This window comes from Odoribacter lunatus, from assembly GCF_943193135.1.
GTDB lineage: Bacteria > Bacteroidota > Bacteroidia > Bacteroidales > Marinifilaceae > Culturomica > Culturomica lunata.
Genome location: NZ_CALPCZ010000001.1, coordinates 220,598 through 246,070 on the forward strand (window position 1 = coordinate 220,598; position 25,473 = coordinate 246,070).

At 45.9% G+C, this 25,473-nt stretch carries 20 protein-coding genes; 12 read left to right on the forward strand and 8 right to left on the reverse strand.

Going from position 1 to position 25,473, the window contains the following annotated elements; genetic code table 11:
* Window positions 1-179 precede the first annotated feature (179 nt).
* The 5 genes from NFR61_RS01010 to NFR61_RS01030 all read left to right on the forward strand — a co-directional run bounded on the left by NFR61_RS01010 (window position 180) and on the right by NFR61_RS01030 (window position 4,817).
* Window positions 180-785 carry a DUF6088 family protein gene (locus tag NFR61_RS01010; RefSeq protein WP_251619878.1) on the forward strand — a complete coding sequence of 202 codons (606 nt, stop codon included), beginning with the start codon at window positions 180-182 and terminating at the stop codon, window positions 783-785.
* The gene (locus tag NFR61_RS01015) at window positions 778-1,797 is read left to right on the forward strand and encodes a nucleotidyl transferase AbiEii/AbiGii toxin family protein (protein WP_251619879.1); all 1,020 of its coding nucleotides are present in this window, start codon (window positions 778-780) and stop codon (window positions 1,795-1,797) included. The genes NFR61_RS01010 and NFR61_RS01015 overlap by 8 nt, the downstream gene beginning before the upstream one ends.
* A 94-nt stretch (window positions 1,798-1,891) precedes the next feature.
* On the forward strand, window positions 1,892-2,728 hold the full coding sequence (gene nfo / locus NFR61_RS01020; RefSeq protein ID WP_251619880.1) for a deoxyribonuclease IV: 837 nt from the start codon (window positions 1,892-1,894) through the stop codon (window positions 2,726-2,728).
* Entirely contained in the window at window positions 2,725-3,225 is a 501-nt protein-coding gene (locus NFR61_RS01025; protein ID WP_251619881.1) for a metallophosphoesterase family protein, read from the forward strand. Before nfo ends, NFR61_RS01025 begins: the two co-directional genes overlap by 4 nt.
* Window positions 3,226-3,230: 5 nt before the next feature.
* The gene (locus tag NFR61_RS01030) at window positions 3,231-4,817 is read left to right on the forward strand and encodes a S41 family peptidase (RefSeq protein WP_251619882.1); all 1,587 of its coding nucleotides are present in this window, start codon (window positions 3,231-3,233) and stop codon (window positions 4,815-4,817) included.
* A gap of 16 nt (window positions 4,818-4,833) precedes the next feature.
* Here NFR61_RS01030 and NFR61_RS01035 read toward each other — a convergent pair whose 3' ends face one another.
* From NFR61_RS01035 to purB, 3 genes are read right to left on the reverse strand one after another with little or no spacing between them, the layout of a single operon-like run.
* Window positions 4,834-5,712 (reverse strand): NADPH-dependent 7-cyano-7-deazaguanine reductase QueF, encoded by an 879-nt coding sequence (locus NFR61_RS01035; RefSeq protein WP_251619883.1) that lies wholly within the window; start codon window positions 5,710-5,712, stop codon window positions 4,834-4,836.
* A 13-nt stretch (window positions 5,713-5,725) separates the two neighbouring features.
* Complete coding sequence (locus NFR61_RS01040) at window positions 5,726-7,549, reverse strand: ABC transporter ATP-binding protein (protein ID WP_251619884.1); 1,824 nt, start codon at window positions 7,547-7,549, stop codon at window positions 5,726-5,728.
* Between the two features lie 21 nt (window positions 7,550-7,570).
* Window positions 7,571-8,908 (reverse strand): adenylosuccinate lyase, encoded by a 1,338-nt coding sequence (gene purB / locus NFR61_RS01045; protein ID WP_251619885.1) that lies wholly within the window; start codon window positions 8,906-8,908, stop codon window positions 7,571-7,573.
* A 98-nt stretch (window positions 8,909-9,006) separates the two neighbouring features.
* Here purB and NFR61_RS01050 point away from each other — a divergent pair, with 98 nt between their 5' ends.
* A complete protein-coding gene (locus NFR61_RS01050) occupies window positions 9,007-9,783 on the forward strand; it encodes an EI24 domain-containing protein (RefSeq protein ID WP_251619886.1) in 777 nt (258 codons plus the stop codon).
* On the opposite strand, the gene NFR61_RS01055 is transcribed toward NFR61_RS01050, so the two are convergent.
* The gene (locus NFR61_RS01055; RefSeq protein WP_251619887.1) at window positions 9,770-10,342 is read right to left on the reverse strand and encodes a TetR/AcrR family transcriptional regulator; all 573 of its coding nucleotides are present in this window, start codon (window positions 10,340-10,342) and stop codon (window positions 9,770-9,772) included. The genes NFR61_RS01050 and NFR61_RS01055 overlap by 14 nt on opposite strands.
* 98 nt (window positions 10,343-10,440) lie before the next feature.
* Here NFR61_RS01055 and NFR61_RS01060 point away from each other — a divergent pair, with 98 nt between their 5' ends.
* Window positions 10,441-11,415, forward strand: a complete 975-nt coding sequence (locus NFR61_RS01060) for a YitT family protein (RefSeq protein WP_251619888.1) — start codon at window positions 10,441-10,443, stop codon at window positions 11,413-11,415.
* A 13-nt stretch (window positions 11,416-11,428) separates the two neighbouring features.
* On the opposite strand, the gene NFR61_RS01065 is transcribed toward NFR61_RS01060, so the two are convergent.
* Window positions 11,429-12,580 carry a sigma-54-dependent transcriptional regulator gene (locus tag NFR61_RS01065; protein WP_251619889.1) on the reverse strand — a complete coding sequence of 384 codons (1,152 nt, stop codon included), beginning with the start codon at window positions 12,578-12,580 and terminating at the stop codon, window positions 11,429-11,431.
* 155 nt (window positions 12,581-12,735) lie between these two features.
* Between NFR61_RS01065 and NFR61_RS01070 the strand changes: the two genes are divergently transcribed.
* From NFR61_RS01070 to NFR61_RS01080, 3 genes are read left to right on the forward strand one after another with little or no spacing between them, the layout of a single operon-like run.
* Window positions 12,736-14,928 (forward strand): patatin-like phospholipase family protein, encoded by a 2,193-nt coding sequence (locus tag NFR61_RS01070; protein ID WP_251619890.1) that lies wholly within the window; start codon window positions 12,736-12,738, stop codon window positions 14,926-14,928.
* Window positions 14,929-14,933: 5 nt separating this feature from the next.
* Complete coding sequence (locus tag NFR61_RS01075) at window positions 14,934-15,914, forward strand: FAD:protein FMN transferase (RefSeq protein ID WP_251619891.1); 981 nt, start codon at window positions 14,934-14,936, stop codon at window positions 15,912-15,914.
* Between the two features lie 21 nt (window positions 15,915-15,935).
* On the forward strand, window positions 15,936-17,801 hold the full coding sequence (locus NFR61_RS01080; RefSeq protein ID WP_251619892.1) for a hypothetical protein: 1,866 nt from the start codon (window positions 15,936-15,938) through the stop codon (window positions 17,799-17,801).
* On the opposite strand, the gene NFR61_RS01085 is transcribed toward NFR61_RS01080, so the two are convergent.
* On the reverse strand, window positions 17,802-20,156 hold the full coding sequence (locus NFR61_RS01085) for a transglycosylase domain-containing protein (RefSeq protein ID WP_251619893.1): 2,355 nt from the start codon (window positions 20,154-20,156) through the stop codon (window positions 17,802-17,804).
* Window positions 20,157-20,293: 137 nt separating this feature from the next.
* On the opposite strand from NFR61_RS01085, the gene NFR61_RS01090 reads away from it, so the two are divergent.
* Complete coding sequence (locus NFR61_RS01090) at window positions 20,294-20,860, forward strand: adenylate kinase (protein ID WP_251619894.1); 567 nt, start codon at window positions 20,294-20,296, stop codon at window positions 20,858-20,860.
* A 113-nt stretch (window positions 20,861-20,973) separates the two neighbouring features.
* Here the strand turns inward: NFR61_RS01090 and NFR61_RS01095 are convergent, their stop codons facing one another.
* Complete coding sequence (locus NFR61_RS01095; protein ID WP_251619895.1) at window positions 20,974-23,001, reverse strand: transketolase family protein; 2,028 nt, start codon at window positions 22,999-23,001, stop codon at window positions 20,974-20,976.
* Window positions 23,002-23,005: 4 nt separating this feature from the next.
* Window positions 23,006-24,391 (reverse strand): MATE family efflux transporter, encoded by a 1,386-nt coding sequence (locus tag NFR61_RS01100; RefSeq protein WP_251619896.1) that lies wholly within the window; start codon window positions 24,389-24,391, stop codon window positions 23,006-23,008.
* Between the two features lie 98 nt (window positions 24,392-24,489).
* Here NFR61_RS01100 and NFR61_RS01105 point away from each other — a divergent pair, with 98 nt between their 5' ends.
* Window positions 24,490-25,470: a PCMD domain-containing protein gene (locus tag NFR61_RS01105; protein WP_251619897.1), complete on the forward strand. Its 981-nt coding sequence runs from the start codon at window positions 24,490-24,492 to the stop codon at window positions 25,468-25,470.
* Window positions 25,471-25,473: the final 3 nt, after the last annotated feature.

Below are 25,473 nucleotides of genomic sequence, written 5' to 3' on the forward strand. Positions count from 1 at the left end.
CTGGGTCAAATGTGTGGGATAGGTTAAAATTTCTCCGGCAAATTAAAAAGTTGAAGAGTTAAAAGGGTTGAAAGGAGTGCTTTTTTTCAACCCTTTTTGCATTTTGCTTTTTAGGAAAGTGGACAGAAGATGTGGATTTGTCGCAAATAATTTATATTTTTGCGACAAAATAGGGTGGTATGACAAGTATTGAGGATAATATATTGTCGGCGATTAAAGAAAAAGGAAGGGGAAGTATATTTTTCCCATCTGATTTTACATCGTATGGTGAAACCAAGTCCATAGGTAAAGGTCTTGAACGCTTGACAGTCAAAGGTGATATTGTCAGATTGGCAAGAGGGATTTATACTTATCCTGAAATAGACACAGAATTGGGGCTTGGCGTTCTGATGCCTTCGATAGAGCAGATAGCCGAAACGATAGCTCGCAGGGATAAGGCTCGTATTGTTCCAACAGGTATTTACGCCATGAACAGGTTGGGTATTTCCACTCAAGTGCCGATGAATTTTGTTTATCTGACAGACGGTGCACCTCGAAAAGTAAATTTGGGTAACGGGCGTTCAATACAGTTCAAATACACAACTCCCAAAAATTTATCTTTTACAAATTATCTTGCCATGCTTGTCACATTCGCTTTAAAAGAGATAGGACGTGAAAATGTAACGGAAGACATGACCGGGCAAATAAAACAGGTTATCTTAAAGGAAGATAAGAATAAAGTGCTGGCAGATCTCGAATTGATGCCGGCATGGATAAGAACGATAATAAAACAGGCGTATGAGTAACTATTTTCAGCTTTCGATAGATAATCAACGCCGGGTATTGAGTCAAGTCGCCAATCAGACATTTTTGCCGGTGCAGGCGGTTGAAAAAGATTTGTGGGTTACGACGTTATTGCAATTGGTGTTCACATTGTCTTTTGCTGATAAACTCATATTCAAAGGAGGTACGTCTTTGAGCAAAGTGTGGCATCTGATAGAAAGGTTTTCAGAGGACATAGATCTGGCTGTTGACCGTTCACTTTTTGGGCTGGAGGGTGACTTGACCAAGAAACAAATAAAGCAACTTCGCAAGGCGTCATCCCTATTTGTGAAAGAAGACTTCAGCAAAGAGCTGCAAACAGCAATGGAACAATACGGTTTAGGGACACTTTGTTCATTAGAAGTGCAGCCTGATGGCGAAGGTGACAATACCTATCCCGAACCTCGAAAGCTGTTTGTGAAATACAAAAGTGTATGGGAGGAACCGCTTGAGTACCTGTCGCCGGTGGTGATGCTGGAGATAGGGGCAAGGTCTCTGATCGAACCCAACGAACAGGCGAATATTAAGAGCATAGTGGAGGAATTATTCCCAACGATTCAGACAACGCTGGCAGATAGTCGGGTTTCCACAGCACTTCCGAGTAAGACTTTTCTGGAGAAAGCATTTCTGCTTCATGAACTGTTTTCGGTGGAAGGACATGGGAGCGAAGCCGGACGAAAATCGAGGCATCTCTATGACTTGTACAGAATGATGGATAAGGATTTCGCCGTTGCAGCTGTTAAAGATGATAAACTTTGGGAATCTATTCGGCATCATAGGGAGATATTTACGAGCGTAAATGGTATGGATTATACTCCGGATGTTCGCAAACGTCTTACGCTTGTACCGCGTGCAGATATAAGAGAGGCCTGGGAATCGGATTATAACAGTATGAGTTCGTCAATGATTTTTGGCGAGAAGCTGTCTTTCTCCCGACTTCTGGAAAGAATGGAAGAACTGGGAAATAGATTTAAACAGCCGGTGAGGGACAGTTAAGCTTGAGGATTTTACTTTTCGGTCTTTTCAACTTTTTTTGTACCTTTGCAAACTTGAATACGTTTATAGGAAGAAGGTTTTAGAACTTGAGTCTATGAAATATATAGGTGCACATGTTCATGTTACGGGAGGGGTGGAAAATGCTCCCGTGAATGCGGAGGCTATCGGTGCCAAGGCTTTTGCTTTGTTTACGAAGAATCAACGGCAATGGACGGCGGCCGCTTATACGGATAAGAATATTTCGCTTTTTAAAGAACGTTGCCGGGAATACGGTTACAGTCCGAAGCATATTTTGCCTCATGACAGTTATCTGATAAATCTGGGTAATCCGGATGCCGAGGGGCTGGAGAAGTCCAGGACGGCTTTTCTGGATGAGATGAAGCGGTGCGAGCAGTTGGGACTGGAATTATTGAATTTTCATCCGGGAAGCAGTCTGAAGAAGATTTCTGATGAAGCCTGTTTAGAGCGGATTGCCGAGTCCATTAACCAGACTTTGGAGCAGACGCGGGGTGTATGTGCCGTTATTGAGAATACGGCGGGACAGGGTTCTAATATGGGATATACTTTTGAGCAGATAGCCTATATCATCGAGCGGGTGGAGGATAAAGACCGCGTGGGGGTCTGTATCGATACCTGCCATACGTTTGCCGCCGGATATGATCTTTCGACGGAATCGGGATTTGTGGAGACGTTCGACCATTTTGACGAGGTTATCGGTTTTAAATATCTGAAAGGTATGCATCTGAACGACTCGAAGAAGGGAGTTGGCTCGCATGTGGACCGGCACGAGTGTATCGGCAAGGGGATGATCGGGCTTACGGCGTTCCGGATGATTATGCATGACAGCCGTTTCGACGATATGCCATTGATTCTGGAAACTCCCGAGGAAGAGGGTTGGGCGGAAGAGATTAAGATGCTTTACGCTTTATGAAACGCATCGGTCTGTTGTCAGACACCCATGGGTGGCTGGAGCCTAAATTAATGGAGTTCTTTAAAGATTGCGACGAGGTATGGCATTGCGGGGACATTGGCGATGTGTCGGTGGCGGACGATTTGGCCGCCCGTTTTCATTTGCGTGCCGTGTACGGGAATATTGATGGGGGAGTGTTGCGGCGTATGTTCCGGGAGACGGAGGTTTTCGAGAGCGAGGGAGTGAAAGTGCTGATGACGCACATCGGAGGGTATCCCGGACGGTACGATATGCGTATAAAACCATTGTTATTGGCAGAGAGACCTCGGCTTTTCGTATGCGGACATTCGCATATTGCCAAAGTGATGTATGATAAGAAGTTGAATTGTCTGCACATAAACCCGGGGGCTGCCGGCAGGTATGGTTTCCATAAAGTGAGAACGGCTGTCCGGTTTGTCTTGGAACAGGGGAATATAAAGGATTTGGAATTAGTAGAGTACGAAAAAAATAAAATATAGAAAATATGATGAGACGATTGATTATTTTAAGCATGGTTTTGTTCGGAATTTTGCGAATCGGGCAGGCTCAGAATAACAATAATGCAGTACGGGAACAAACGTTGAAATACCAGCGTTTAATGGCGTTGATTGATGCTTTTTATGTGGATACTGTCAATCTGCCTAAATTGACAGAGGATGCCATTGTGAAAGTGCTTTCAGACCTTGATCCTCATTCTGTGTATATTTCCAAGGAGGAAATGGAAGATATGAATGAACCGTTGGAGGGTGGATTTTACGGTATCGGTATACAGTTTTCGTTATTGAGGGACACTTTGATGGTGGTTTCTGTGGTTCCGGGCGGGCCATCAGAGAAAGTCGGCCTGTTGGACGGAGACCGTATTGTGGAGGTTAATGGTGAGAATATTGCCGGAGTGAAGTTAAGCAATTCAGCCGTACGCAAGAAACTGAAAGGAGAGAAGGGGACATTGGTACGGATTAAGGTATTGCGTAACGGGGAGTTGTTGGATTTCGACATTATCCGCGACAAGATTCCTATTCACAGTGTAGATGCGGCTTATATGTTGGATAAAACGGTAGGTTATATTAAAATTTCCCGTTTTTCCGCCAATACGATAGAAGAATTTGAAACAGCTCTTCGGGATTTGCAGAACGAAGGCATGCGTGATTTGATACTGGATTTGCAAGGCAATTCGGGCGGATACATGGGAGCAGCCATTGGTATAGGTGACAACTTTTTGGATGACAAGAAAATGATTGTATATACCGATGGGATGGCTTCAGCCAAAAGAGAGGAGTATTCTACCTCCAAAGGATTATTGAAAAACGGACGGGTCGTGGTATTGATTGACGGCAGTTCCGCATCAGCCAGTGAGATTGTGGCGGGAGCCGTACAGGATTGGGACCGGGGAGTAATTGTCGGTAGACGCTCTTTCGGCAAAGGATTGGTGCAGCGCCAATACCCCTTGACGGACGGAACGATGGTTCGTTTGACAACGGCTCATTATTATACACCTTCCGGACGTTGTATTCAGAAGCCTTATAAGGATGAAAATTACCGGGCGGAAGTCTATGACCGGTATAGCAACGGGGAGTTGCTTTCCGCTGACAGCATCCAGGTTAATGATTCGTTGCTGTATTATACCAAGTTGAAAAAAAGGGTTGTGTACGGTGGCGGAGGTATTATTCCGGATATTTTCGTACCGATAGATACGGGGGTGAATTACGCTTATTTTAACCGGCTTATCGGAAAGAGTGTTGTCGGACAATACATCAATAATTATGTGGATAAGAATCGGGCGGAATTGAAGAGCAAATATCCCGACTTTAAGAAATTCAGAAAGAGTTATGAAGTTACCGATGCGATGATACGGGAAATCGTGGAAGAAGGAGTGAAGGCGGGTGTGCCGGAAGATGAGAAGCTGCTTACTCCGGTTATTCCTGTCATGAAATTGCAGATAAAAGCTTTGATTGCCCAGAATCTGTGGGGAATGAATGAAATGTATATTCTGATGAACGAGGACAACAAAATCATGCGTGAGGCGTTGAATGCTCTGCATGACGGAAGGTATGAAAAGGTGATGGAAGGTTAATGAACCCTTTCAACTTTTATTGCCTGAATGTCCGGGCTGTGAGTATTTCGGCATGGGACAGGTATTGTGGCAGATATTGAGGAAGGTTGGCACGGATAGGGCAGATATCTATTCCGCCGCGTCGGGTATATAGGCATCCTACCATTAATATTTCCGGATGATAAAAATCAGTGAGGCGTTTGAATACCATTTCGCAGATTTCTTCGTGGAAATGGTTTTCGTTGCGTATTGAGACAATGTATTTTAGCAATGACATTCTATTCGGCAGGCGCGGAGCTTTCATTCGGATATAGATGCTTCCCCAGTCGGGCTGGGTGGTAATCTTGCAATTGCTTTTCAATAAATGGCTGCCTATTTTTAATTCTTTTTCCGACTCTTGGGAGTTTTTTTCGGTCAGGTAAGCCGGATGTTCCTGATAAATGGAAAAACGGATGTTTTCCGCTTCGGGGTTTTCTTCCAGGATTTCATAATCACTAAAATCAAACGGTGACAGAGTAGGGAGGGCTGTATGAAAACAGACCTCTGTTTGAGTTTGTAGCAGGGTGTTTAAATCCTGTTTAACCCGTTCGGTGAATAGGGTAATACCTTCTTGGGGTGTATCGCCGAAAGGTGTCATGTTCATGGACCCCAGATAGAGTTTTAGCGATTTGCTTTCCACTAGAAACGGATTGCTTGAAGGATAAACGATTTTCAAAACACCGCAGACGGGCAGACCTTTATTGGTAATGAATCCGGCTTCGTAGGCATGCCAGCTGTCGTAACCGCAAAAAAGGCTTTCCGGAGCGTCGATGCCGTATGTTTCACGGTTCAGTTTCCGGGGAACTTTCACCAATATTTCCGGACAGTAGGATTTCGGATAAGCCACCTTTTTTCCTAGAAGTGCCGCTTCATTCATAACTCTTCAGCTTTTAAAAATTCTGCATTTGATAGAGTTTGGTATAAATCCCGTTCAATTGCAATAATTCTTCATGCGTGCCTCTTTCCACGATTTCCCCTTCATGGAAAACGCAAATCAGATGGGCATTTTTAATCGTGGAAAGGCGGTGGGCGATGACAATGGACGTGCGGTTGCGCATGAGGTTGTCCAAAGCCTCTTGTACTAGCTTTTCGGATTCGGTATCCAAAGCGGATGTGGCTTCGTCCAATATCATGATGGGCGGATTCTTCAAGACGGCCCTGGCGATACTTAACCGTTGCCGCTGTCCGCCGCTTAATTTGCTTCCCCGGTCTCCGATAACGGTTTGGTAACCGTGTTCCGTCTGTATGATAAAATCGTGGGCGTTAGCAATTTTAGCTGCATTTTCTACGGCTTCCTGGGTTGCGTTATCCACACCGAAAGCGATATTGTTGTAAATAGTATCGTTGAAAAGGATAGGGTCCTGGTTCACATTGCCCATAAGTTCTCTTAAATCGTAAAAAGCAAGATGTTTGATATTTGTATCGTCAATACAGATTTCCCCTTCGTTTACATCGTAAAAACGCGGCAGCAGGTCTACAAATGTACTTTTTCCCGAACCGGACTGACCGACCAGAGCGATAGTCTGACCTTTGGGAATTGTTAGATTGATATTTTTGAGGACGGCTTGGTTTTCGGTATAAGCGAAACTTACATTTTTATACTGAATAGCGTGTTTAAATTCCTTTATACTTACGGGGTTTGGGGATTCCAAAATGGAGGATTCCGCTTTCAGAATATCGTCGATACGGTCCATTGCCGCCAATCCTTTCTGGATGCTGTAATAGGCATTGGTCAGATTCTTTGCCGGGTTGATGATGGAATAGAAGAGAGCGATGTAAGCGATAAATTCCGGAGCGGTGAGCGAACCTGTGTTATTTAAGATAAGTGTTCCGCCAAACCACAGTACCAGTACGATAACGACTGTGCCTAAAAACTCACTCATCGGGTGAGCTAAAGAACGTCTCCGCATAAGGCGGTTTTGAATGCGACGGTAAGATTCGTTTTCGTCTGAAAACTTCCGGTTGATTTTATCTTCCGCATTGAAAGCCTTGATAATGCGCAGACCGGACAAGGTTTCTTCCATGAGGGAGAGGATTTCTCCCATTTTGTTTTGTCCTTCTCTTGAATGGCGTTTCAGATTCTTGCCGACCTTGCCGATTAGTGTTCCCATAATTGGCAGCATGATAAAGACGAAAAGTGTCAGTTGCCAGCTCATAAAAAGCATGGTGGAAAGGTATACCAGGATGAGTATCGGACTTTGGAAGAACATATCCAGCGAACTCATGACCGACGCTTCTACTTCCTGCACGTCTCCCGTCATGCGGGAAATGATGTCTCCTTTGCGTTCTTCCGAAAAGAAGGGAAGAGGCAGGGAAAGGATTTTCCCGAATATCTTTTTACGGATGTCTCGTACTACTCCATTGCGGATGTAGATAGTTTCGTAGGCGCCTAAATAAGCAAAACCCGTTTTCAGTGCCGTGGCAAGAATCGCGATAATACCCACAAAAAGCAGGGTACTCGCCGGGCCGAAGCTGTCCCGCGCTATCGTAATCTGGTAGTAAAACAGGTGTTTCAGCGTCTGAATATCAAGAGCGAAAGGCACCTGTTCCGTCACATCGGGTTGCGTACCGAACAGAATGCCCAGCACAGGGGCAAGCATTGCAATGGAAAGAGTACCGAATACGGCATGTAAAATATTATACAGGACGCTCTTTATAACCCGAAATTTATAAGGAGGAATAAAGCGTCTCAGAATAAAGATGAAATCACGCATACGTAAGATATTAATGAGCCTTTACATCCCGGTGTAATTGGACGGCGTAATCTGTTTCAGCTTGTTTTTGAGTTCTTCGGGAACCTCCAGCGTATCAATAAATTCTGCAATAGACTCCTGGGTAATCTTGCTGTTTGTGCGGGTAAGGGCTTTCAGTGCCTCATACGGATTGGGATACCCCTCGCGACGAAGTACGGTTTGAATGGCTTCCGCCACGACTGCCCAGTTTTTTTCTAAATCTCGCTCGATGGCTTCTTTATTGATGATAAGTTTGTTTAAACCTTTGAGCGTTGATTTGACGGCAATCAAGGTATGGGCTAACGGTACACCGATATTTCTCAATACGGTTGAATCCGTTAAATCCCGTTGTAGGCGGGAAATGGGTAACTTGTCGCTCAAATGTTCAAAAAGGGCGTTGGCGATGCCTAAATTTCCTTCCGAATTTTCAAAATCAATCGGATTTACTTTGTGGGGCATGGCGGAAGAACCAACTTCGCCTGCCTTGATTTTTTGTTTAAAATAAGACATGGAAATATACGTCCATATATCCCTGTCTAAATCTATGATAATCGTGTTAATTCGGCGCAAATTGTCAAAAAGGGCGGCAAAATTGTCGTAATTCGATATTTGTGTCGTATAACTCTCTCTTTCCAGTTGTAATTGGTTAGTCAGAAACCGGTTGCTGAATTCCACCCAGTCAATCTCCGGAAATGCTACGTGGTGTGCGTTGAAGTTACCCGTTGCTCCTCCGAATTTACCTGAAATAGCTACTTTCTTCAACAACTCGACCTGATGACTCAATCGGTATGAAAACACTTTTATCTCTTTTCCAAGACGGGTGGGAGAAGCCGGTTGCCCGTGTGTCTTTGCCAGCATCGGAATATCTTTCCATTCATCGGCCAGTTCCTCTAATTTCGTCAATAGTTCATGAATGGCGGGGTAATATACGTCATGCACCGCATCCCGGAAAGAACAGGGAATAGCGGTATTGTTTATATCCTGGGAGGTCAGCCCGAAATGGATGAATTCTTTGTAAGTGTGTAAATTCAGTTCGTTGAATTTATCTTTGATAAAATATTCAACCGCCTTGACATCGTGGTTGGTCACCTGTTCCGTATCTTTCACTTTTTGGGCATCTTCCACGGTGAAATTCAGGTAAATTTCGCGTAAATGGGGAAAAAGACTGCTGTCGAACTGTTTCAATTGCGGCAAAGGAAGCTCACACAAAGCAATGAAATATTCGATTTCCACCATAACCCGATATCGGATAAGGGCGCTTTCCGAAAAATAATTTGCCAGATTTTCAACTTTGTCTCTATAACGTCCGTCGATGGGCGAAATAGCTGTGAGTGGTTGCATAGAAATGATAATTTAATGATTTCGCTTACAAAAATAGCAAAAGATTTTTCAAAACACATATTCGGGGCTTGAAAATAAAGTGTACTTTTGAAAAACAAATGCATACAATTATACCCATGAATTTCTTTTGTGCCATCGGGCTTTACGGCAAAGCCTTTGAAATATTGTTCAGCCCCGGATTCCGGCGTTTTCTCCTTTTTCCTGTTTTGCTTATCCTGTTACTTTTTATCGGTGGTAATTTCCTGGTCGGCTGGGCCGTTGATGGTCTCTACAGACTGATACAGGGGTATATTGCTTCTTGGATGGAAGGAGTGTCCTGGATTTTCATTAAAATACTTTTGAAGATACTTTATTTTTATCTCTTCCTTACTTTTGGCGGTTATATATTGCTTATCGTTATGTCGCCCGTTTATTCATGGTTGTCCGAGCGGACGGAAAACCGGCTTACCGGAAGAAAATACCCTTTCCGGATGGGGGTGTTTTTACGTCAGGTGGGGAGGGGCATATTGATAGTGCTTCGCAATATGTTGTGGCAGCTATTTTTTTATATACTATTCTTTCTCCTCTCGTTTATTCCGGTATTGGGGCTTCTTTCTCCCTTTGTATTGTTTTTCATATCCGCCTATTTTTATGGATTTTCCTTTATGGACTATGCTGTGGAACGTCGGCAACTCAATGTGCGTCAAAGCGTACGTTATGCTTACCGTAATAAGGTAACCGTCACCGGCATCGGCATTGTCTTTGCCTTGGCGCTGATGGTGCCGTTGTGCAGTTTTGTTGCCTGCGCTTTCGTATCACTGCTTTCCGTGATTGCCGGTACGTTGGCGGTTGAAAAGACCTTTCCCTCTGATACGCTGTCTGTCAGGATTGAATGATACCGTAAAACATCAGGTCGATATACTCCAGAATCGTTCGGGAATTTTTATCCTTGCGTCCGGTAATGATAAATGCTTGTTCCAGGCTTTTGAATGTCAGCAGGAGATTGCGGGCAAAAACCTCCGGGTCGCTTACCCGGAAAATACTGCTCTCTTTCCCTTCCTGGATGATACCGGTCAATAATCTTATTTCTTGTTTATCTATGTCCTTGCGCAAATGTTCGATGCGGATGTTATTGAAAAGAAAATCATAGCGGATATACCGGTTACTGCGCACCAACGAATCGATAACTCCGAAATGTTGTAATATATACAGTTTTAATTTCCGGTCGGCGGGCAAGCATGAGTTTGCCGCCTTTTGCAGTTTTTCGTTAATGCTTTTGACTTCGTCTTCCACTACGTACGTGTACAACTCTTCTTTGCTCTTGAAATGGGTGTACAGTGTACGTCGGCTCATCTGTGCGGCTTTGGCAATATCGCTCATTGTGGCCTTGTAGGCGCTGATTTCTTTGAATAATGCCTTGGCGACATCGATGATTTTGTTTTTGGTTTTGCTCATAGACTGCAATAATACTTATTTTTATTAAGAAAACCATGAAAAATAATTGGGCAAAAAATTATCTTTGCGTTCGTATAGTGCAAACGAATTTTAATAATATGAATGTAATTAAAGCCTCTTTCTACAAGGAAAAAATCTTTTCTGCACAGTGGTTTCGTACATGGGGGACGCTATTGTTGGGCTCAATGGTCATTGCCACGGGATATACATTTTTTATGACCCCTTATCAGATTGTGCCGGGAGGAATCTACGGTATATCCACCATTTTGAATTGGAAACTGGGATTTCCCATCGGTATGGCGGCTCTCTGTTTCAACTTGCCGTTGAGTCTGATAGGCTTTAAAATATTGGGGCGGGATTTCGGGTTCCGCACGTTCATCTGTTTTTGGCTGGTGGCTTTCTTTGCCGATGGTTTTCCGTGGATGCTGGAACATCTGTGCGGTTATTCGTCCGCTTTTGCCCATGATCCTTTGCAATTGGTAAAAGGGGGAATCGACAATCCCGACGCGACCAAAGAGGGCGTTTTGTTGGCGAGTATATTCGGCGGGGTGGTTATCGGTGTCGGTGCGGGATTGATATTTAAAACCCGTTCTTCCAGTGCGGGTACTGATGTGGTGGCGGCTGTATTGCACAAACTGACCCGTCGTCCTTTGGGCATGATGCAGATGACTGTCGATTTGATTATCGTCGTATTGGGATTTGTGGCCTTCCCGGATTGGAAAACACCGTTCTATTCATTGATAACCATATTCATTATGGGTAAAGTCATTGACATCGTTATCGGCGGTTATTCCAGTGATAAGACCTTTTTTATCGTTTCGGAGAAAACCGAAGAGATTCGTAATTTTATCCTGGCGGAACTGCACCGTGGCGGCTCTATCGTGCCGGTTAATGGAATGTGGAACAGACAGGAAAAAGAGATGATTATGACGGTGGTAAACAGAAAAGAGGTGACCACTTTGCAGCGTGCTATTCAGCATATCGACCCGCACGCCTTCACCATGATATTTAATGCGCAGGAAATTATGGGTGCAGGATTCAAAAGAATGGGTTGGGACGATAATAACGGCTAAAACCGGCATTAAATTAATGGTACAACTCGATATCCTCGGCTTTGATAGGAGAGTTGCATAAAATAATCAAACGCTCCACGACGTTGCGCAATTCGCGGATGTTGCCCGTCCATTCGTATTGTTTCATTAAGTCAATAGCTTCCGGGGCAAATTGCTTGGAGGGAATCCGCATCTCTGCGCATATCTCTTCCGTGAAGTGTTGCACGAGGTCGTCAATATCTTCCGTCCGCTCTTTTAACGGGGGAACATGGATGATAATCACACTCAACCGGTGGTATAAATCCTCCCGGAAATTCCCTTTGGCTATTTCTTCTTTCAGATTTTTGTTGGTCGCTGCGATTACCCGCACGTCCACGTGTATATCCGAATCGCTTCCGATGCGGCTGATTTTGTTCTCCTGTAATACCCGCAACACTTTGGCCTGGGCGCTGAGACTCATATCTCCGATTTCATCCAAAAAGATTGTGCCGGTATGTGCCAACTCGAATTTTCCTTTTTTCTGTTTGATAGCGGAAGTGAAAGAGCCCTTTTCGTGCCCGAACAGTTCGCTCTCAATCAGCTCGAAAGGGATAGCGGCGCAATTCACCTCCACAAAAGCGTTGTCGCGGCGGTCGCTCTTTTCGTGCAACTGGCGGGCGACTAATTCCTTGCCCGATCCGTTGGGCCCTGTGATAAGTACTCTTGCATCCGACGGGGCTACTTTGTCGATAATTGACTTGACATGCTCCAGAGCTTCCGAATGGCCTATCATTTCATATTTTTTGCTTACCTTGCATTTTAGGGATTGTGTTTCCTGCACAAGGCGGTGTTTGTCGGTGGCATTCTTGATTGTAATCAGAATACGGTTCAGATCCAGCGGTTTTTCGATGAAATCGTAGGCTCCCTTCTTAATCGCCTCGATGGCGGTGTCGATCGTGCCATGTCCGGAAATAATGATAATCGGTGTTGTGGTGGAAAACTCCTTGATGCGTTCCAATACTTCCAGCCCGTCTATCTGGGGCATTTTTATATCGCAGAATACCACGTCCGGCTTCTCGGTCTTGAACATGACCAGTCCTTCCATGCCGTTTTCGGCCACCAGCACCTCGTGGCCTTCATAGGTAAGAATGTCCTTCATGGTATTGCGTATACTACGCTCGTCGTCGATAATTAAAATTTTAGCCATGTGCACATTGTTATTTACTGTGGTTTCTTTAACTTTACGAAAAAAGTAACGTATCTCGGTTTAGAATCCGGTAAACCACTGTTTCCGACAAAAATAATCAATTATTTATAACTTTTTTGAGTAACTTTGTTTTAATATTTGCTAAAGCATACCTGATGAGAAAAACACTGATATGGGCGGTTATTTTGTTCCTGGCATGTCATTATTCGTATGCTGAGAGGAAAAAAGTCGGTTTGGTATTAAGCGGAGGAGGAGCAAAGGGGGTGGCACATATCGGGGCGTTGAAGGTATTGGAGGAAGCGGGAATCCCCATTGATTACATCGCGGGTACCAGTATGGGATCTATTGTCGGGGGGCTTTATGCCATTGGTTATGATGCTGCTCATTTGGATAGCTTGGTACGGGTGCAGAACTGGCCGTTTTTGTTGAGCAACAAAGTATACCGTTACGACCTTCCTTTCTCCGAAAAGGAAAAAGACGAGAAATACCTCCTTTCCATACCCATGTTGGGCAGCAAGCTCATACAGATGCCTGTCGGGTTTATCAGCGGTCAGAACATTTACAGCCTTTTTTCGGAACTGACGATAGGATACCACGATTCCTTGTCGTTTGCGGATCTTCCCATACCCTTTTCTTGTGTGGCGGCAGATTTAGTCGATGGGAAAGAAATTATCCTCGACCGAGGCAACCTTTCGCTGGCCATGAGGGCGAGTATGGCGATTCCGGGTGTTTTCTCGCCGGTAATCATGGATTCTATGATGTTAGTGGACGGTGGTATTGCCAATAATTATCCGGTAGACGTTCTGCGGGCAATGGGGGCGGATATCATTATTGGGGTGGATGTATCCGCCGGATTGCGGACAATGGGAGAACTGAATTCCGTGTTGGACATCGTGGATCAGCTTACCAATTTTATGGGGATGGAGAAGTACGAAGAGAATATCAAGCTGACCGATTTGTACATCAAACCGGACATAACCCCTTATTCGGCGGCAAGTTTCGAGCCGGAGGCCATAGATACGCTCATACTGCGGGGAGAAACAGCGGCACGGGCACAATGGGAAGAGATAATCGGTCTGAAAGAAAAGATTGGTATACCGGCCGGAGAAATGGGGAAAAACGAGATTGAAAACCTTTTTATCGCCACAGACTCTTTGGCTATCGGCAAAATCGAAATAGAAGGTGTGGGGGCATCGGAAAAAAACTGGGTGAGAAAAAAAGCTGCCTTGCAGGAACATTCTGTCATTTCCATGCGGGATTTACACAAAGCTATAGCCGTGCTTTATGGTACAGGGGCTTTCTCGGCTGTCGATTACCGGTTGAGCGGGCGGCAGGAGTATGATTTGACCTTGATACTAAGAGAAAAAGGTATGAGTACTCTGAATTTGGGGTTTCGCTTCGATACGGAGGAAATGGCGGCTATTCTCGTGAATACCACGATACGCAACAGGCACTTGCGGGGCTTCCAGTTGTCCGTGACGGGGAGACTCGGCATGAATCCCTACGCAAGGGTTGAATATTCCCTGGGTAACACTTTTTTGCGCAAAGCCGGATTGGCGTATATGTACAAATACAATGACATCGATTTATACCGCAATGGATACAAAGTGGACAATGTCACATTTTCCTATCACATGGGGGAACTGGCATTTTCCGATATTTACCTTCGGAATCTGAAATTTGAATTGGGATTTAGATATGAATACTTTGATTTCAGTTCCTTTCTTTACGCGCAACCCGGTGAGCGGGAGAAAGTAAAGCCGGAAGGTTTCCTGAGTTATTACGGATTGATGTATTACGAGACTTACGACCAGAAATACTATCCGGAGAGAGGGTGGTCGTTGAAAGGGGAGTACTCTTTGTACACCAGCAACGGATGGCGTTACGACGGGGGCACCCCTTTCTCTGCGTTGTCGGGCAGTCTTGAAACCGTTCTTCCCGTGACCCGTCGTTTTGTCTGCCTCCCTTCTCTGTATGGGCGGGTATTGATAGGCAAGCGGATTCCTTATGCGTATTTGAATAATATGGGGGGGATGGTGGCAGGACGGTATTTTTCACAGCAATTGCCTTTTGTCGGTATTCACCGTCTGGAAATGGCTGAAAATTCACTGTTGGTGGGAAGTGTGAAATTCCGCTATCGGCTAGGGAGAAAAAACTATTTGACGGCAGTTGTGAACTATGCCAAGCAGAAAGATAATTTTTTTGATATATTGAGCGGAAGCGATATTTGGGGCGGGGGTATCAGTTATTCTTACAATACTCTGATCGGTCCTGTTGATTTGTGGCTGGATATGTCGAATTGGAACAAAACTGTGGGTGTGTATTTTAATTTAGGATATTATTTTTAATTATCATGAAAGCGTGTGCTATTTTTTTATGTGCGATAATCCTTTGCGGATGCGGTCATGACGTATACCGGTATACTGAAGGCAAAATATATGGTACGTATTATCGGGTCGTCTATGAATCTCCCCGTGTATGGGATAAAGAACTCAAAGACTGCATGGAGGAGGTGAATGTCTCGTTGTCTATGTTCAACCCCGAATCTGTCGTTTCCCGGTTAAATCGCAACGAAACCCGGCAGGTGGATTCGCTTTTCGTCCGTCTTTTCCGGATGGCGCAATACGTGAATCGTGAAACGGACGGGGCTTTTGATATTACCGTGGCGCCATTGATTAATGCTTGGGGTTTCGGATACAAACAGGGCGTTATGCCCGATTCGGGGCGCATCGATACCTTGTTGCAGTGGGTGGGGATGGAAAAACTTGAACTGCGGGGGGATACACTTGTAAAAATGGTGAAGGAAACCGAAATCGATGCCAGTTCCATCGCTAAAGGCTTGGGAGTGGACCGGGTGGCTGAATTTCTGGAAAAACAAGGCGTGAAAAATTACATGGTGGATATCGGGGGGGAAATCCGTGTGAAGGGTATGAGCGGAAAGGGCAGACCCTGGAGAATCGGCATTGACCGTCCGGAGGACGACCCCCAGGTGCTGAACCGACAACTGCAATTAATCATTTCCCTGCAGAACGGGGCATTGGCGACTTCCGGCAATTACCGCAACTTCTATGTGAAAGAGGGTAAAAAATACGCCCACACCGTCAATCCTCGCACGGGTTATCTGGTGCAGCGGGATATTGTCAGCTCCACCGTATACGCCTCCACCTGCATGGAAGCCGACGCGTACGCAACCGCTTTCATGGTATTGGGGTTGGAGGAAAGCCGGGAAATCATTGCCGCCCATCCGGAACTGGAGGCCTGTTTCATCTATACCGACGGACAAAACCTGAAGATATGGATGACAGACCGGTTTAAGACCTTTGTTTTGGAATAGCTTATAAACACAAAGTTGGCAGTGGGAAAAAAAGTTATCACCGGAATACTCCTGATTTTTAGCTTGACGGCGGGATGCTTCGTGGCTGCTGCACAACAAATAGACTCGTTGCCTAGGGTTTTTCTGCCTGACAGTCTTATACGGGATACCCTGCGCTATGAATATACCAAAATCAAGAATATGGCTGGGAAAAGCGCTTTTACTAAAGAGCTGTACAAATTGTTTTTTGTAAACCCAAAGAAAAACCGGGTTAATGTCATGCGTACCCAAAACAGTGAGGAGCGTTTTAAGGCATTTGCAGGAGACACAATCCGGAATATAACCATCAAAGTACTGCCGCCGTACGGCACAAGCGTGTACGATACCACCTATTCGGAACAGGATTTGGGCTGGTTGCGGGTAGCTGCCAATAAAATACACATGAAAACGGCCGAGCGGGTCGTGCGCAAACAATTGACGGTCAAATCGGGTGACAGGCTGGTGCCTTTTGATTTGGTACAGAATGAAATACTCTTAAGGCGTCTGGCATACATCGAGGATGTGTCCGTTTGGGTAACCCGAGTACCCGGTACGGAAGGGGAAGTGGATTTGACTGTTATCTGTAAAGATGACTTCTCCTGGGGTATGGATGTGTCCTCCAACTTCCTCAATTCCGCCCGTATTGGCGTGCAAAACAAGAATTTCCTCAAAATGGGGCATCAGGTGGATTATAGAATCAGTTACCGGGGTACTAAAGACCGGAAATGGGGAAACATTGTCCAATACAGGATAAACAGCATACTGGGAAGCCATTTTGATTTGCTGGCCTACTATCAGAACGACTATGCCGCCAAACAGGTTTTCGGAACTCTGGAACGGCAGTTCCTTACGTCCTCCGTAAAATGGGCGGGAGGTGTTACCGTCAGCAGGGTATACAGGGCGGACAATTTGCCGGATGTGGATTTTAGACACGAAGAATATTGTTTCAACTATCACGCACAGGACATTTGGGCGGGGAGATCATTTCTCTTGCGGAACAACAGACGGTATACTCGGAATCTCTATCTGACGGGACGGTTTTCAAACACCATTTTCAACAGCCGTCCGGACATATCGGCGGATACAAACCAGTTTTATTACAACCGCCACGGCTATTATGCTGCCTTGACTTTTCGGAGACTGAGTTATTACAAGGCAAATCTGATTTATGATTTCGGACGGACGGAAGACATCCCTGTCGGACTTTCCTCCGCTTTTATACTTGGATACGAAAACAGCGACTTCCAGAACGCTACCTATTGGGGCTCCCAATTCCGCTATTCCTATTTTAACCGGCACACCGAGCGTTACTATGCGGCGGATGTCGCATTGGGCTCTTATCTGTACGGCGGCAAATTTCAACGGGGTGTTTTCAAAGCGGGATTGCACCATATCAGCAATCTATTGAGCATCGGAAGCTATCGTTTCCGTTTCTATAACGACGTTAGCTATGTGACGGGAATCCGGCGCTATGAAGCTGATTATCTCTACTTTCAGGACAGCGACATATTGGGCTTCGACTCGGATACTCTGCGGGGTAAACAAAAACTCTCCTGTTCACTTTCGACCACGTTCTTTTTTCCCTATATATACAAGGGATTCCGGATGTCTTTTACCAACTTTATTGATTTCGGGGTTATCGTACCGGAAAATACCTCCATACTGAAAGGAAAAACCTATTGGGGGATAGGGGTGGCGGTAAATCTGCGCAACGACAACATTGTGTTTAAAAACATCAGCCTGCGCCTTTCTTTCTATCCCAATGCTCCCGCGGACATGCGGAATTTCGGAGCCTCCATGTCCGGCAATCTGCAAAACGGATTTTACGATTACCAAGTGGGAAAACCGCAGGTAATTCTGTACGATTGATTACTTCTTCTTTTTACCGAACAGGTTGCCTATCTTTCTGAAAAAGCCTTTTTTCTCCTTCTGGGGAGTACTGTCCTGCTCTGTGGCAGGAAGCCTTTTTTCCAGTTTTTGATTCTTTAATCGGTCAAACAGGTTGATATTTTCCTTGAACTCCGGTTTATCTAGTTTTTTCTGCTGGCTGTCAGGAATAAGGGGGAACGTCAGTTGCTGCCATGCCCGGTAAGTAGGACTTTGCAGGCATTTCTGCATGAAAAGGCCGAAAATTGGCAGAGCCATGTTGGCTCCCTGACCCAGACTCGTGGAATTAAAATGAACATTTATATTATTGGCACCCACTCTAACTCCCACGACAAGACGGGGCGTATAACCGATAAACCAACCGTCCGCCTGATTCTGCGTGGTACCCGTTTTACCTGCGATGTCATTTGTCAGCCCGTAGAGCGTGCGCAGCCGTCTGCCCGTCCCCTCATTGACGACGGCCGAAAGAATATCCGACATCAGATTGGCTTCTGCGGCGGGCAACACTTTTTCGGCTTCTTTTTCGGGTGCCCGGTAAATCACGGTTCCTTCGCGGTCTCTGATTTCCGAGAGATAATAGGGAGAAGCCGCTTTGCCTTGTCCTGCAAATACGGTATAGGGTAGCACCATTTCGCTTAATGAAATATCCGCCACCCCTAGGGCGAGGGAGGGATAGGGGGGCAAATCCGACCTGATACCCAGGTTGCGGGCATGCAGCAGCACCTTTTCGATGCCCGTCTGCAATAAAACCTCCACGGCAATTGTATTGATGGACTTGCTGAGCGCGCCTTTCAGCGTGTAATATCCCGTATAATTGTTATCCGAATTGCGGGGACTCCAGTTATCGTACTCCTCATACGTCTTTTGCTCGTTTTTGTAATAAGCGTCCAGCCGGGCGCCGTGGTGAATGGCTGCACTGTAGACCACTGGTTTGAACACAGAACCTACCTGCCGGGAAGCGGTCACTTGGTCATATTGGAAATACTTGTAATCCAGTCCGCCGACCCACACTTTAATCTTACCGCTTAATGGCTCGACGGCAAGCATGCCCGGATGCAGGAGTTTCAAATAGTATTTGACGGAGTCAATGGAGGACATTTCCATGCGTGCTTCGCCTTGGAAAGGGCTGTATACCATAATGGCCTTGGGGGTCTGCAAGGCTGCCTGAATCTCTTTGTCCGAATATCCCTGGTTTTGTAGTGAAAGATACGCGCTACTGCTGCGGATGGCCTGTTCTAGTACTTGCGGATTGTTTTGCCACGGCTCCTGTTCTCCCCAATGGGTGTAAAATTGTTCCTGAAGTTTCTTCATGTGTTGTTCCACAGCTTCCTCTGCATATCGTTGCATTTCGGCATCCAGAGTTGTTGTCAGAATCAGACCGTCTTTATACAGGTTATAGCTGGTCAGGTGCGAGGCATTGTACTCATCAATGAGTTTTACGGCATCCTGTCGGATTTTTTCGCGAAGATAGGGGGCTAAGCCGGAATAGTGGTCAATCGCCTTATATTGCAGGTTCAGTTCCGTATCTTTGTAAGTCTCTCCGGCCTCCTCTGTCAGGAATTCGTATTTCACCATTTGGTTAATCACCGTATTGCGCCGATTCTGTGCCCGCTCCGGATGCAGCCGTGGGTTATACCGCGAAGGCCCTTTCAGTAAGCCGATAAGTGTAGCCGCTTGGGGAATGGTCAAATCGGAAGCCGAAGTGGAGAAATAGCGTTGCGAGGCACTTTCGATGCCGAACGTGTGCTCGCCAAAAGAAACCGTATTCAGGTATAACGTCAGAATCTCGTCTTTGCTGTAGATTTTTTCCAGCCGGTAAGCTGTGAAAATCTCCCGCAATTTTACTACCGGCATAAACTTAATTTGCTGCTCCTCCCGCGGGTAGAGGTTTTTTGCCAACTGTTGGCTGATGGTACTGCCTCCTCCTGCACTGCGGTTTCCCAAAAGCAATGTCTTGAAAAACACTCGGAACATACTGGTTTTGTCAATACCCTTGTGCTCATAGAAACGCACGTCCTCCGTGGCAATCAGTGCTTGTACCGCATAGGGGGAAATCGTATTGTATCCGACATTTGTCCGGTTTTCGATATAATACTTCCCGATAAGTTCCCCGTCATCACTGTACAATTCGGACGCTTCGTAATTCTGGATGCTCCGTAATTCCGCATAATCGGGGAGACTGCCCCACAGACCGGCGTATACCGAATAGACAAAGAGGGCAACACAGGCAGCCCCAGTAAAGAGCAGGAGCAGTAACCCTTTGATGAGCCCGATGTTTCGTCTTTTGTTTTTCCCTTTGGACTTTTTTTTGCTGTTTTTTTTCTGTTTGGTTTTCATGAGCAATTCTTTGAATGACAAAAATAGGGCAAAACCTGTTTTGTTATGCGAATGCGGCGGGGTTTATTTTTCATTTAAACGATTGTTTTTTATCTTTGACAAAATTTATCGGATTAATATAAAAACAGAACGGAGTTATGTTGAACATTGCATTATTTGGACCTCCTTGCGCCGGAAAGGGAACACAGGCTAAACGGCTTGTAGAGAAGTATAATTTGGCTCACCTTTCTACTGGAGATATGATCCGCAAAGAAATTGCGGAAGGTTCGGAATTGGGAAAAATGGCCGCCGATATTATTAATAGTGGACAGTTGTTGTCCGATGAGTTTGTGATTGAGCTGATACAGGACAGTATCAAAAAGAGCAGAGGAGTAGAGGGCTTCCTTTTTGACGGATTTCCCCGTACGGTGGCTCAGGCTGAAAAACTGGACGAAATGTTGAGGGAAAGCGGTTCGCCTTTGCGTTGTCTGTTGAGTATCGACGTGCCGGTGGACGAATTGAAGCGTCGGATGCAAGAGCGGGCGAAGATAGAAGGGCGTGCCGATGACAATGAAGAGGCTATCAACAACCGTTTTAAGGAATACCATGCTAAAACCTTGCCGGTGGCACAACACTACCGTGCCATTTCCCATCCTGTCAAAGGTGACGGCACCATGGACGAAGTATTTGCTGAAATGTGCGCCATCATTGAGAAAGTAAAATAATTGTCACGCGTATCGTATCTGTTGTTCCCGACAAGTGTATCGCGGACGGGTTGAGAAGATAAAAAACGGTATAGAGAACACTCTATACCGTTTTTGCCTTTTATATAAAAGGCTTATTTTATGAATCGGGCTATTTCTTCATATACTTGCTCATCCGTGAAACCGAATTTTTCATCCAATACTTTGGCAGGGGCGGAGTAGCCGAAATGGTTTACGCCGTGTATTTTTCCGTTAGGGCCGACTAAACTTTCCAAGGTAACGGAGAGACCGGCAGTCAATCCGTATTTGGGTTTATTAGCCGGAATTACTTTTTCCCGGTACTCATCCGGTTGTCTGCGGAATAATCCTTCCGATATGACGGATACGACTTGGGCAGATATGCCTTTGCGTGTTTTTAACAGGTTGGCGGCTTCCACCAAGGTGTTTACTTCCGAGCCCGAAGCAATCAATGTTATCTGCGGGTCGTTGCCGGTTTTGCAGAGCACGTATGCTCCTTTTTCAGCCTGTAAAGCCTCCTGATAGCGGTTTTCACCCGGCAGGTCATTGACATTTTGACGGGAGAAAATCAAAGCGGTCGGGGTAACGGTATTTTCCATGGCCATTTTCCATGCCACGGAAGTTTCGGCAGCATCCGCTGGCCTCAAGGCCAGTAAACTCATGCGTCCGGAATGATTTTCTACTTTTTCCAGCAAACGGATTTGTGCTTCCTGCTCGATAGGTTGGTGTGTAGGCCCGTCTTCGCCTACCCGGAATGCGTCGTGACTCCAAAGGTATTTCACCGGTAATTCCATGAGGGCGGAAAGCCGTATGGCGGGTTTCATATAGTCAGAGAAAACAAAGAATGTTCCGCATGCAACAAATATTCCGCCGTGCAATGCGATACCATTGCAGATGGAGGCCATAGTCAATTCCGCTACACCTGCCTGCAAAAATCCTCCGCTGAAATCGCCTTTTACAAGAGGACGGGCACCGCCTTTGATGAAACCGTCGGTTTTATCGGAATTACAGAGGTCGGCAGAGCTGACAATCATATTTTCTACGTGCTGTGCCAGGTAGGTCAATACATCGGCAGAGGCTACGCGGGTGGCTACATTAGCTTTATGCTGAATGACACTGTAATCGAGTTCGGGAGCTTTGCCCGACATGAAACGGTGGTATTTGGCTGCCAGTTCTGGATTGGCTTTTTCCCACGCGGTTTGTTCCGCTTTTTTCTTGCGGGCATATTCTCTTTTTCGCTCCAATACCTGGGCGTAATATTCTTTTACTTCAGGGAATATCTGGAAAGGATTTTGCGGGTCACCTCCTAGGTTTTCCACCGTTTTTTCAATGGATGCGCCCGCTCCCGTCAGCGGTTGGCCGTGGGTAGACACTTTATTGGAAAAATCTTCTCCGTTGGGGCCGAGGGCACCTTTCCCCATCAAGGTATGTCCGATAATAAGGGTCGGGCGTTGGGTTTCGGCGTTGGCTGCGGTCAGTGCTTCACGTATTTGGTTTACGTCGTTGCCGTCGATTGTTATGACATTCCAACCCCAGGCCTCATATTTTTGTGCGGTATTTTCAGTCGTTACCTCTTCGACGGTAGTGGATAACTGAACATTGTTGGCATCATAAAACATAATTAGATTGGACAGTCCCAGCGTCCCGGCAATACGTCCGGCGCCTTGTGAGATTTCCTCCTGTATGCCGCCGTCCGAGATGAAAGCATAGGTTTTGTGTGCCATCCATTCCCCGAAGCGTGCAACTAAAAAGCGTTCGGCAATAGCCGCACCGACAGCCATTGTGTGGCCTTGTCCCAAAGGACCGGAGGTATTTTCGATACCGTGTTTCCGGTCTACTTCCGGATGGCCGGGGGTAATGCTGCCCCATTGGCGGAAGTTCTGCAAGTCTTCCATGGAGTAGGCGCCGACTAAACTTAATACGGAATAGAGCATCGGCGACATGTGTCCGGGGTCTAAGAAGAAACGGTCGCGGTTTTCCCAGCTTAAATCGTCCGGGTCGAAGTTCATAAATTCCGAATAGAGGATGTTGATGTAATCAGCACCACCCATAGCACCACCCGGGTGTCCCGATTTGGCTTTTTCTACCATTGAAGCGGTTAAGATACGAATGTTGTCCGCTGCTCTGTTTATGATTTTGTTCATTATTTTAGGAATATTTGTTGTTTGGACAAAGATAATCTTTTTTCTTATTTAATTGTTTTAATACATACACTAGAAAAACGGCGGTAATGATAGCGGCGATTAAATCGGATAGCGGGTTGGCGAGCCATACGCCGTCTAATCCCATATACAGGGGAAGTATGTATATTATCGGGATAAGGATAATGACTTGCCGGAGGAGTGAAAGGAAGGCGGCAATGCCGGCTTTCCCGATGGATTGATAGTAGCTTCCCGTGATGATTTGGAAACCGATTAGCGGGAATAAGATGGTGAATTTTCGTAGCCCTTCTTTGCCTAATTCCAATAATTCCGGATTGTCCGTGTTAAAGATGCGGACAATGGCATCGGGGAATAGTTGGGTAATTATGCATCCGAGGGTGGCCACAATGGTTGCCGAATACAGGCAGAGGATAAGGGTTTTGCGAACCCGTAGCCAGTGTTGTGCCCCGTAGTTGAAGCCGATAATGGGTTGTGAAGCGATATTGATGGCAATGATACTCATTACCAGCAATTGGGCGATGCTATTGATGATGCCCATGGCACCTACCGCCAATTCTCCGCCATATTGGATAAGCCTTGTGTTTAACACAGCCTGCACGGCGCTTGCGGCCATTTGCATGGAGAAAGGGGCAAAGCCTATTGTAAGGATGTTGTATATAATCTGGCGGTTGGGGCGCAGGTTGGATAAATGAAGTTTTAAAACGGAGCGTTTGCTGATGAAGTGACAGATGACCCAGATACATAAAACGAATTGTGCGATGATGGTGGCGATGGCTGCTCCTTTGACTCCCATATCCAGCCCGATGATGAAAATAGCATCCAGGAGAGTGTTTGTTCCTGCCGAGATAAAGAGTGAATACATCGCGATTTTGGGATTTCCTTCTGCCCGGCAGGCGTTGTTCAGGATAAAGCCGAGGGTGCCGAATACATTGGCAAAAAGTATGTATTCAAAATATTCCAGGGCATAGGGCATGGCTTTTTCGCCGGCACCGAAAAGTGTGAGAAGGGGATAGCGGTATATATGACCGAAGAGGGTGAGCAGTATTGAGATAATGATACCCAGAGTTATGGCATTACCTAGGACCCATTCCGCTCGTTTGTATTCCTGTTTGCCCATGTTGATGGAAATGCGGACATTGGCTCCGATAGCGACGAGGGTACCGAATGCGAATATAATCAGCATGAGAGGAAATACGGCGCTTAATCCGGAAAGGGCCAGGGCATCCACTCCCCGTCCGATGAATATGCGGTCTACGATGTTATATAATGCATTTACAACGACTCCGGTAAAGGCTGGCAGGAAGTATTTCCACAACAATAATTTGATGTCAAGCTCCTCTAATTCTTTTATATTTTTATGCATTTCTTTCATGGCTTCGCAAAGATATAAAAAAGATTATTTAATTTTTTTTTGGCATTATTTTTGTAATATTCTCGTATGCTTTTAGAAAATGAAAAAATATCGGAAAAATGAGACGATTAAACGGTTTAGTGAAACGGAGAATTTTTAGTGTCGTATGTTGTTTGGCGTGTTGTTCACTGTATGCGCAGCACAGACGGGTAGAGTTGTTGAAATACGGGGAATTAGATAAATGGATGGTCCGGGAAATAAAAGAGTCCTTAATCATAGGGGGAGATACGAAATATCTTTACGAAGTGACGGAAGGAGATACGTTAAAGGGGAATGTCCCTTATAAGAGTACGGAATCCCCGTGGGCGACCTCTTCGGTGTTGGCGAAGGTGAGCGGGGTGGTGAAAACCAGTCTTACCGTATTTCCGGAGAAACGGGGTGAGGGTTATTGTGCCCGTTTGGAAACCCGTCTGGAACACTGCAAAGTGTTGGGTTTGTTCAACATTCGGGTATTGGCGAGCGGGACGATATTTCTGGGGGAAATGGTGGAACCTGTAAAGGATACGAAGAATCCGCAGTCGAAATTGGTATCCGGCATAGAGTTTACCGGCCGGCCGGTAGCGTTGGTGTACGATTATAAAGTCATTACAGGGGGGCAATGCCGGTATGTTCCGGGCTTTGGCCGTTCGGAAGTGCGGGCGGAGTCGGATATGGCGGAGACGTCCGTGTTATTGCAGAAGCGCTGGGAAGATGAGGCTGGGAATGTATATGCCAAGCGGGTGGCTACCGGTTGGGAGCGTTTCGACAAGTCGCAGGAGGAGTGGCAGAACGGGCATCGGTTGAAACTCCGTTACGGCGATATAAGCCGGGAAGAGGATTTCGAGCCGTATATGGGACTGGTGAATGGGGAGCATGCCTATTATACCCGTAACAGCAAGGGGCAGATGGTGCCGATACAGGAGTCGGGATGGGCGGATGCAGAAGAAGAGCCTACGCACATTGTATTGCGCATGTCGTCCAGTAACGGGGGCGCGTATATCGGCAATACGGACAGTAAGTTCTGGGTGGATAATGTCGGGTTGGAGTATGAAGACCAATAGGAT

Excerpts from the sequence above, each read along its gene's own strand:
- NFR61_RS01065 (WP_251619889.1), bottom strand. The coding sequence starts at position 12,580 with ATGGCTAAAATTTTAATTATCGACGACGAGCGTAGTATACGCAATACC.
- NFR61_RS01105 (WP_251619897.1), top strand. The coding sequence starts at position 24,490 with ATGAGACGATTAAACGGTTTAGTGAAACGGAGAATTTTTAGTGTCGTA.
- NFR61_RS01035 (WP_251619883.1), bottom strand. The coding sequence starts at position 5,712 with ATGAATGAAGCGGCACTTCTAGGAAAAAAGGTGGCTTATCCGAAATCC.
- NFR61_RS01015 (WP_251619879.1), top strand. The coding sequence starts at position 778 with ATGAGTAACTATTTTCAGCTTTCGATAGATAATCAACGCCGGGTATTG.
- NFR61_RS01030 (WP_251619882.1), top strand. The coding sequence starts at position 3,231 with ATGATGAGACGATTGATTATTTTAAGCATGGTTTTGTTCGGAATTTTG.
- NFR61_RS01040 (WP_251619884.1), bottom strand. The coding sequence starts at position 7,549 with ATGCGTGATTTCATCTTTATTCTGAGACGCTTTATTCCTCCTTATAAA.
- NFR61_RS01055 (WP_251619887.1), bottom strand. The coding sequence starts at position 10,342 with ATGAGCAAAACCAAAAACAAAATCATCGATGTCGCCAAGGCATTATTC.
- NFR61_RS01085 (WP_251619893.1), bottom strand. The coding sequence starts at position 20,156 with ATGAAAACCAAACAGAAAAAAAACAGCAAAAAAAAGTCCAAAGGGAAA.
- purB (WP_251619885.1), bottom strand. The coding sequence starts at position 8,908 with ATGCAACCACTCACAGCTATTTCGCCCATCGACGGACGTTATAGAGAC.
- NFR61_RS01070 (WP_251619890.1), top strand. The coding sequence starts at position 12,736 with ATGAGAAAAACACTGATATGGGCGGTTATTTTGTTCCTGGCATGTCAT.
- NFR61_RS01010 (WP_251619878.1), top strand. The coding sequence starts at position 180 with ATGACAAGTATTGAGGATAATATATTGTCGGCGATTAAAGAAAAAGGA.
- NFR61_RS01090 (WP_251619894.1), top strand. The coding sequence starts at position 20,294 with ATGTTGAACATTGCATTATTTGGACCTCCTTGCGCCGGAAAGGGAACA.
- NFR61_RS01095 (WP_251619895.1), bottom strand. The coding sequence starts at position 23,001 with ATGAACAAAATCATAAACAGAGCAGCGGACAACATTCGTATCTTAACC.
- NFR61_RS01060 (WP_251619888.1), top strand. The coding sequence starts at position 10,441 with ATGAATGTAATTAAAGCCTCTTTCTACAAGGAAAAAATCTTTTCTGCA.
- NFR61_RS01050 (WP_251619886.1), top strand. The coding sequence starts at position 9,007 with ATGCATACAATTATACCCATGAATTTCTTTTGTGCCATCGGGCTTTAC.
- NFR61_RS01100 (WP_251619896.1), bottom strand. The coding sequence starts at position 24,391 with ATGAAAGAAATGCATAAAAATATAAAAGAATTAGAGGAGCTTGACATC.
- NFR61_RS01075 (WP_251619891.1), top strand. The coding sequence starts at position 14,934 with ATGAAAGCGTGTGCTATTTTTTTATGTGCGATAATCCTTTGCGGATGC.
- NFR61_RS01025 (WP_251619881.1), top strand. The coding sequence starts at position 2,725 with ATGAAACGCATCGGTCTGTTGTCAGACACCCATGGGTGGCTGGAGCCT.
- nfo (WP_251619880.1), top strand. The coding sequence starts at position 1,892 with ATGAAATATATAGGTGCACATGTTCATGTTACGGGAGGGGTGGAAAAT.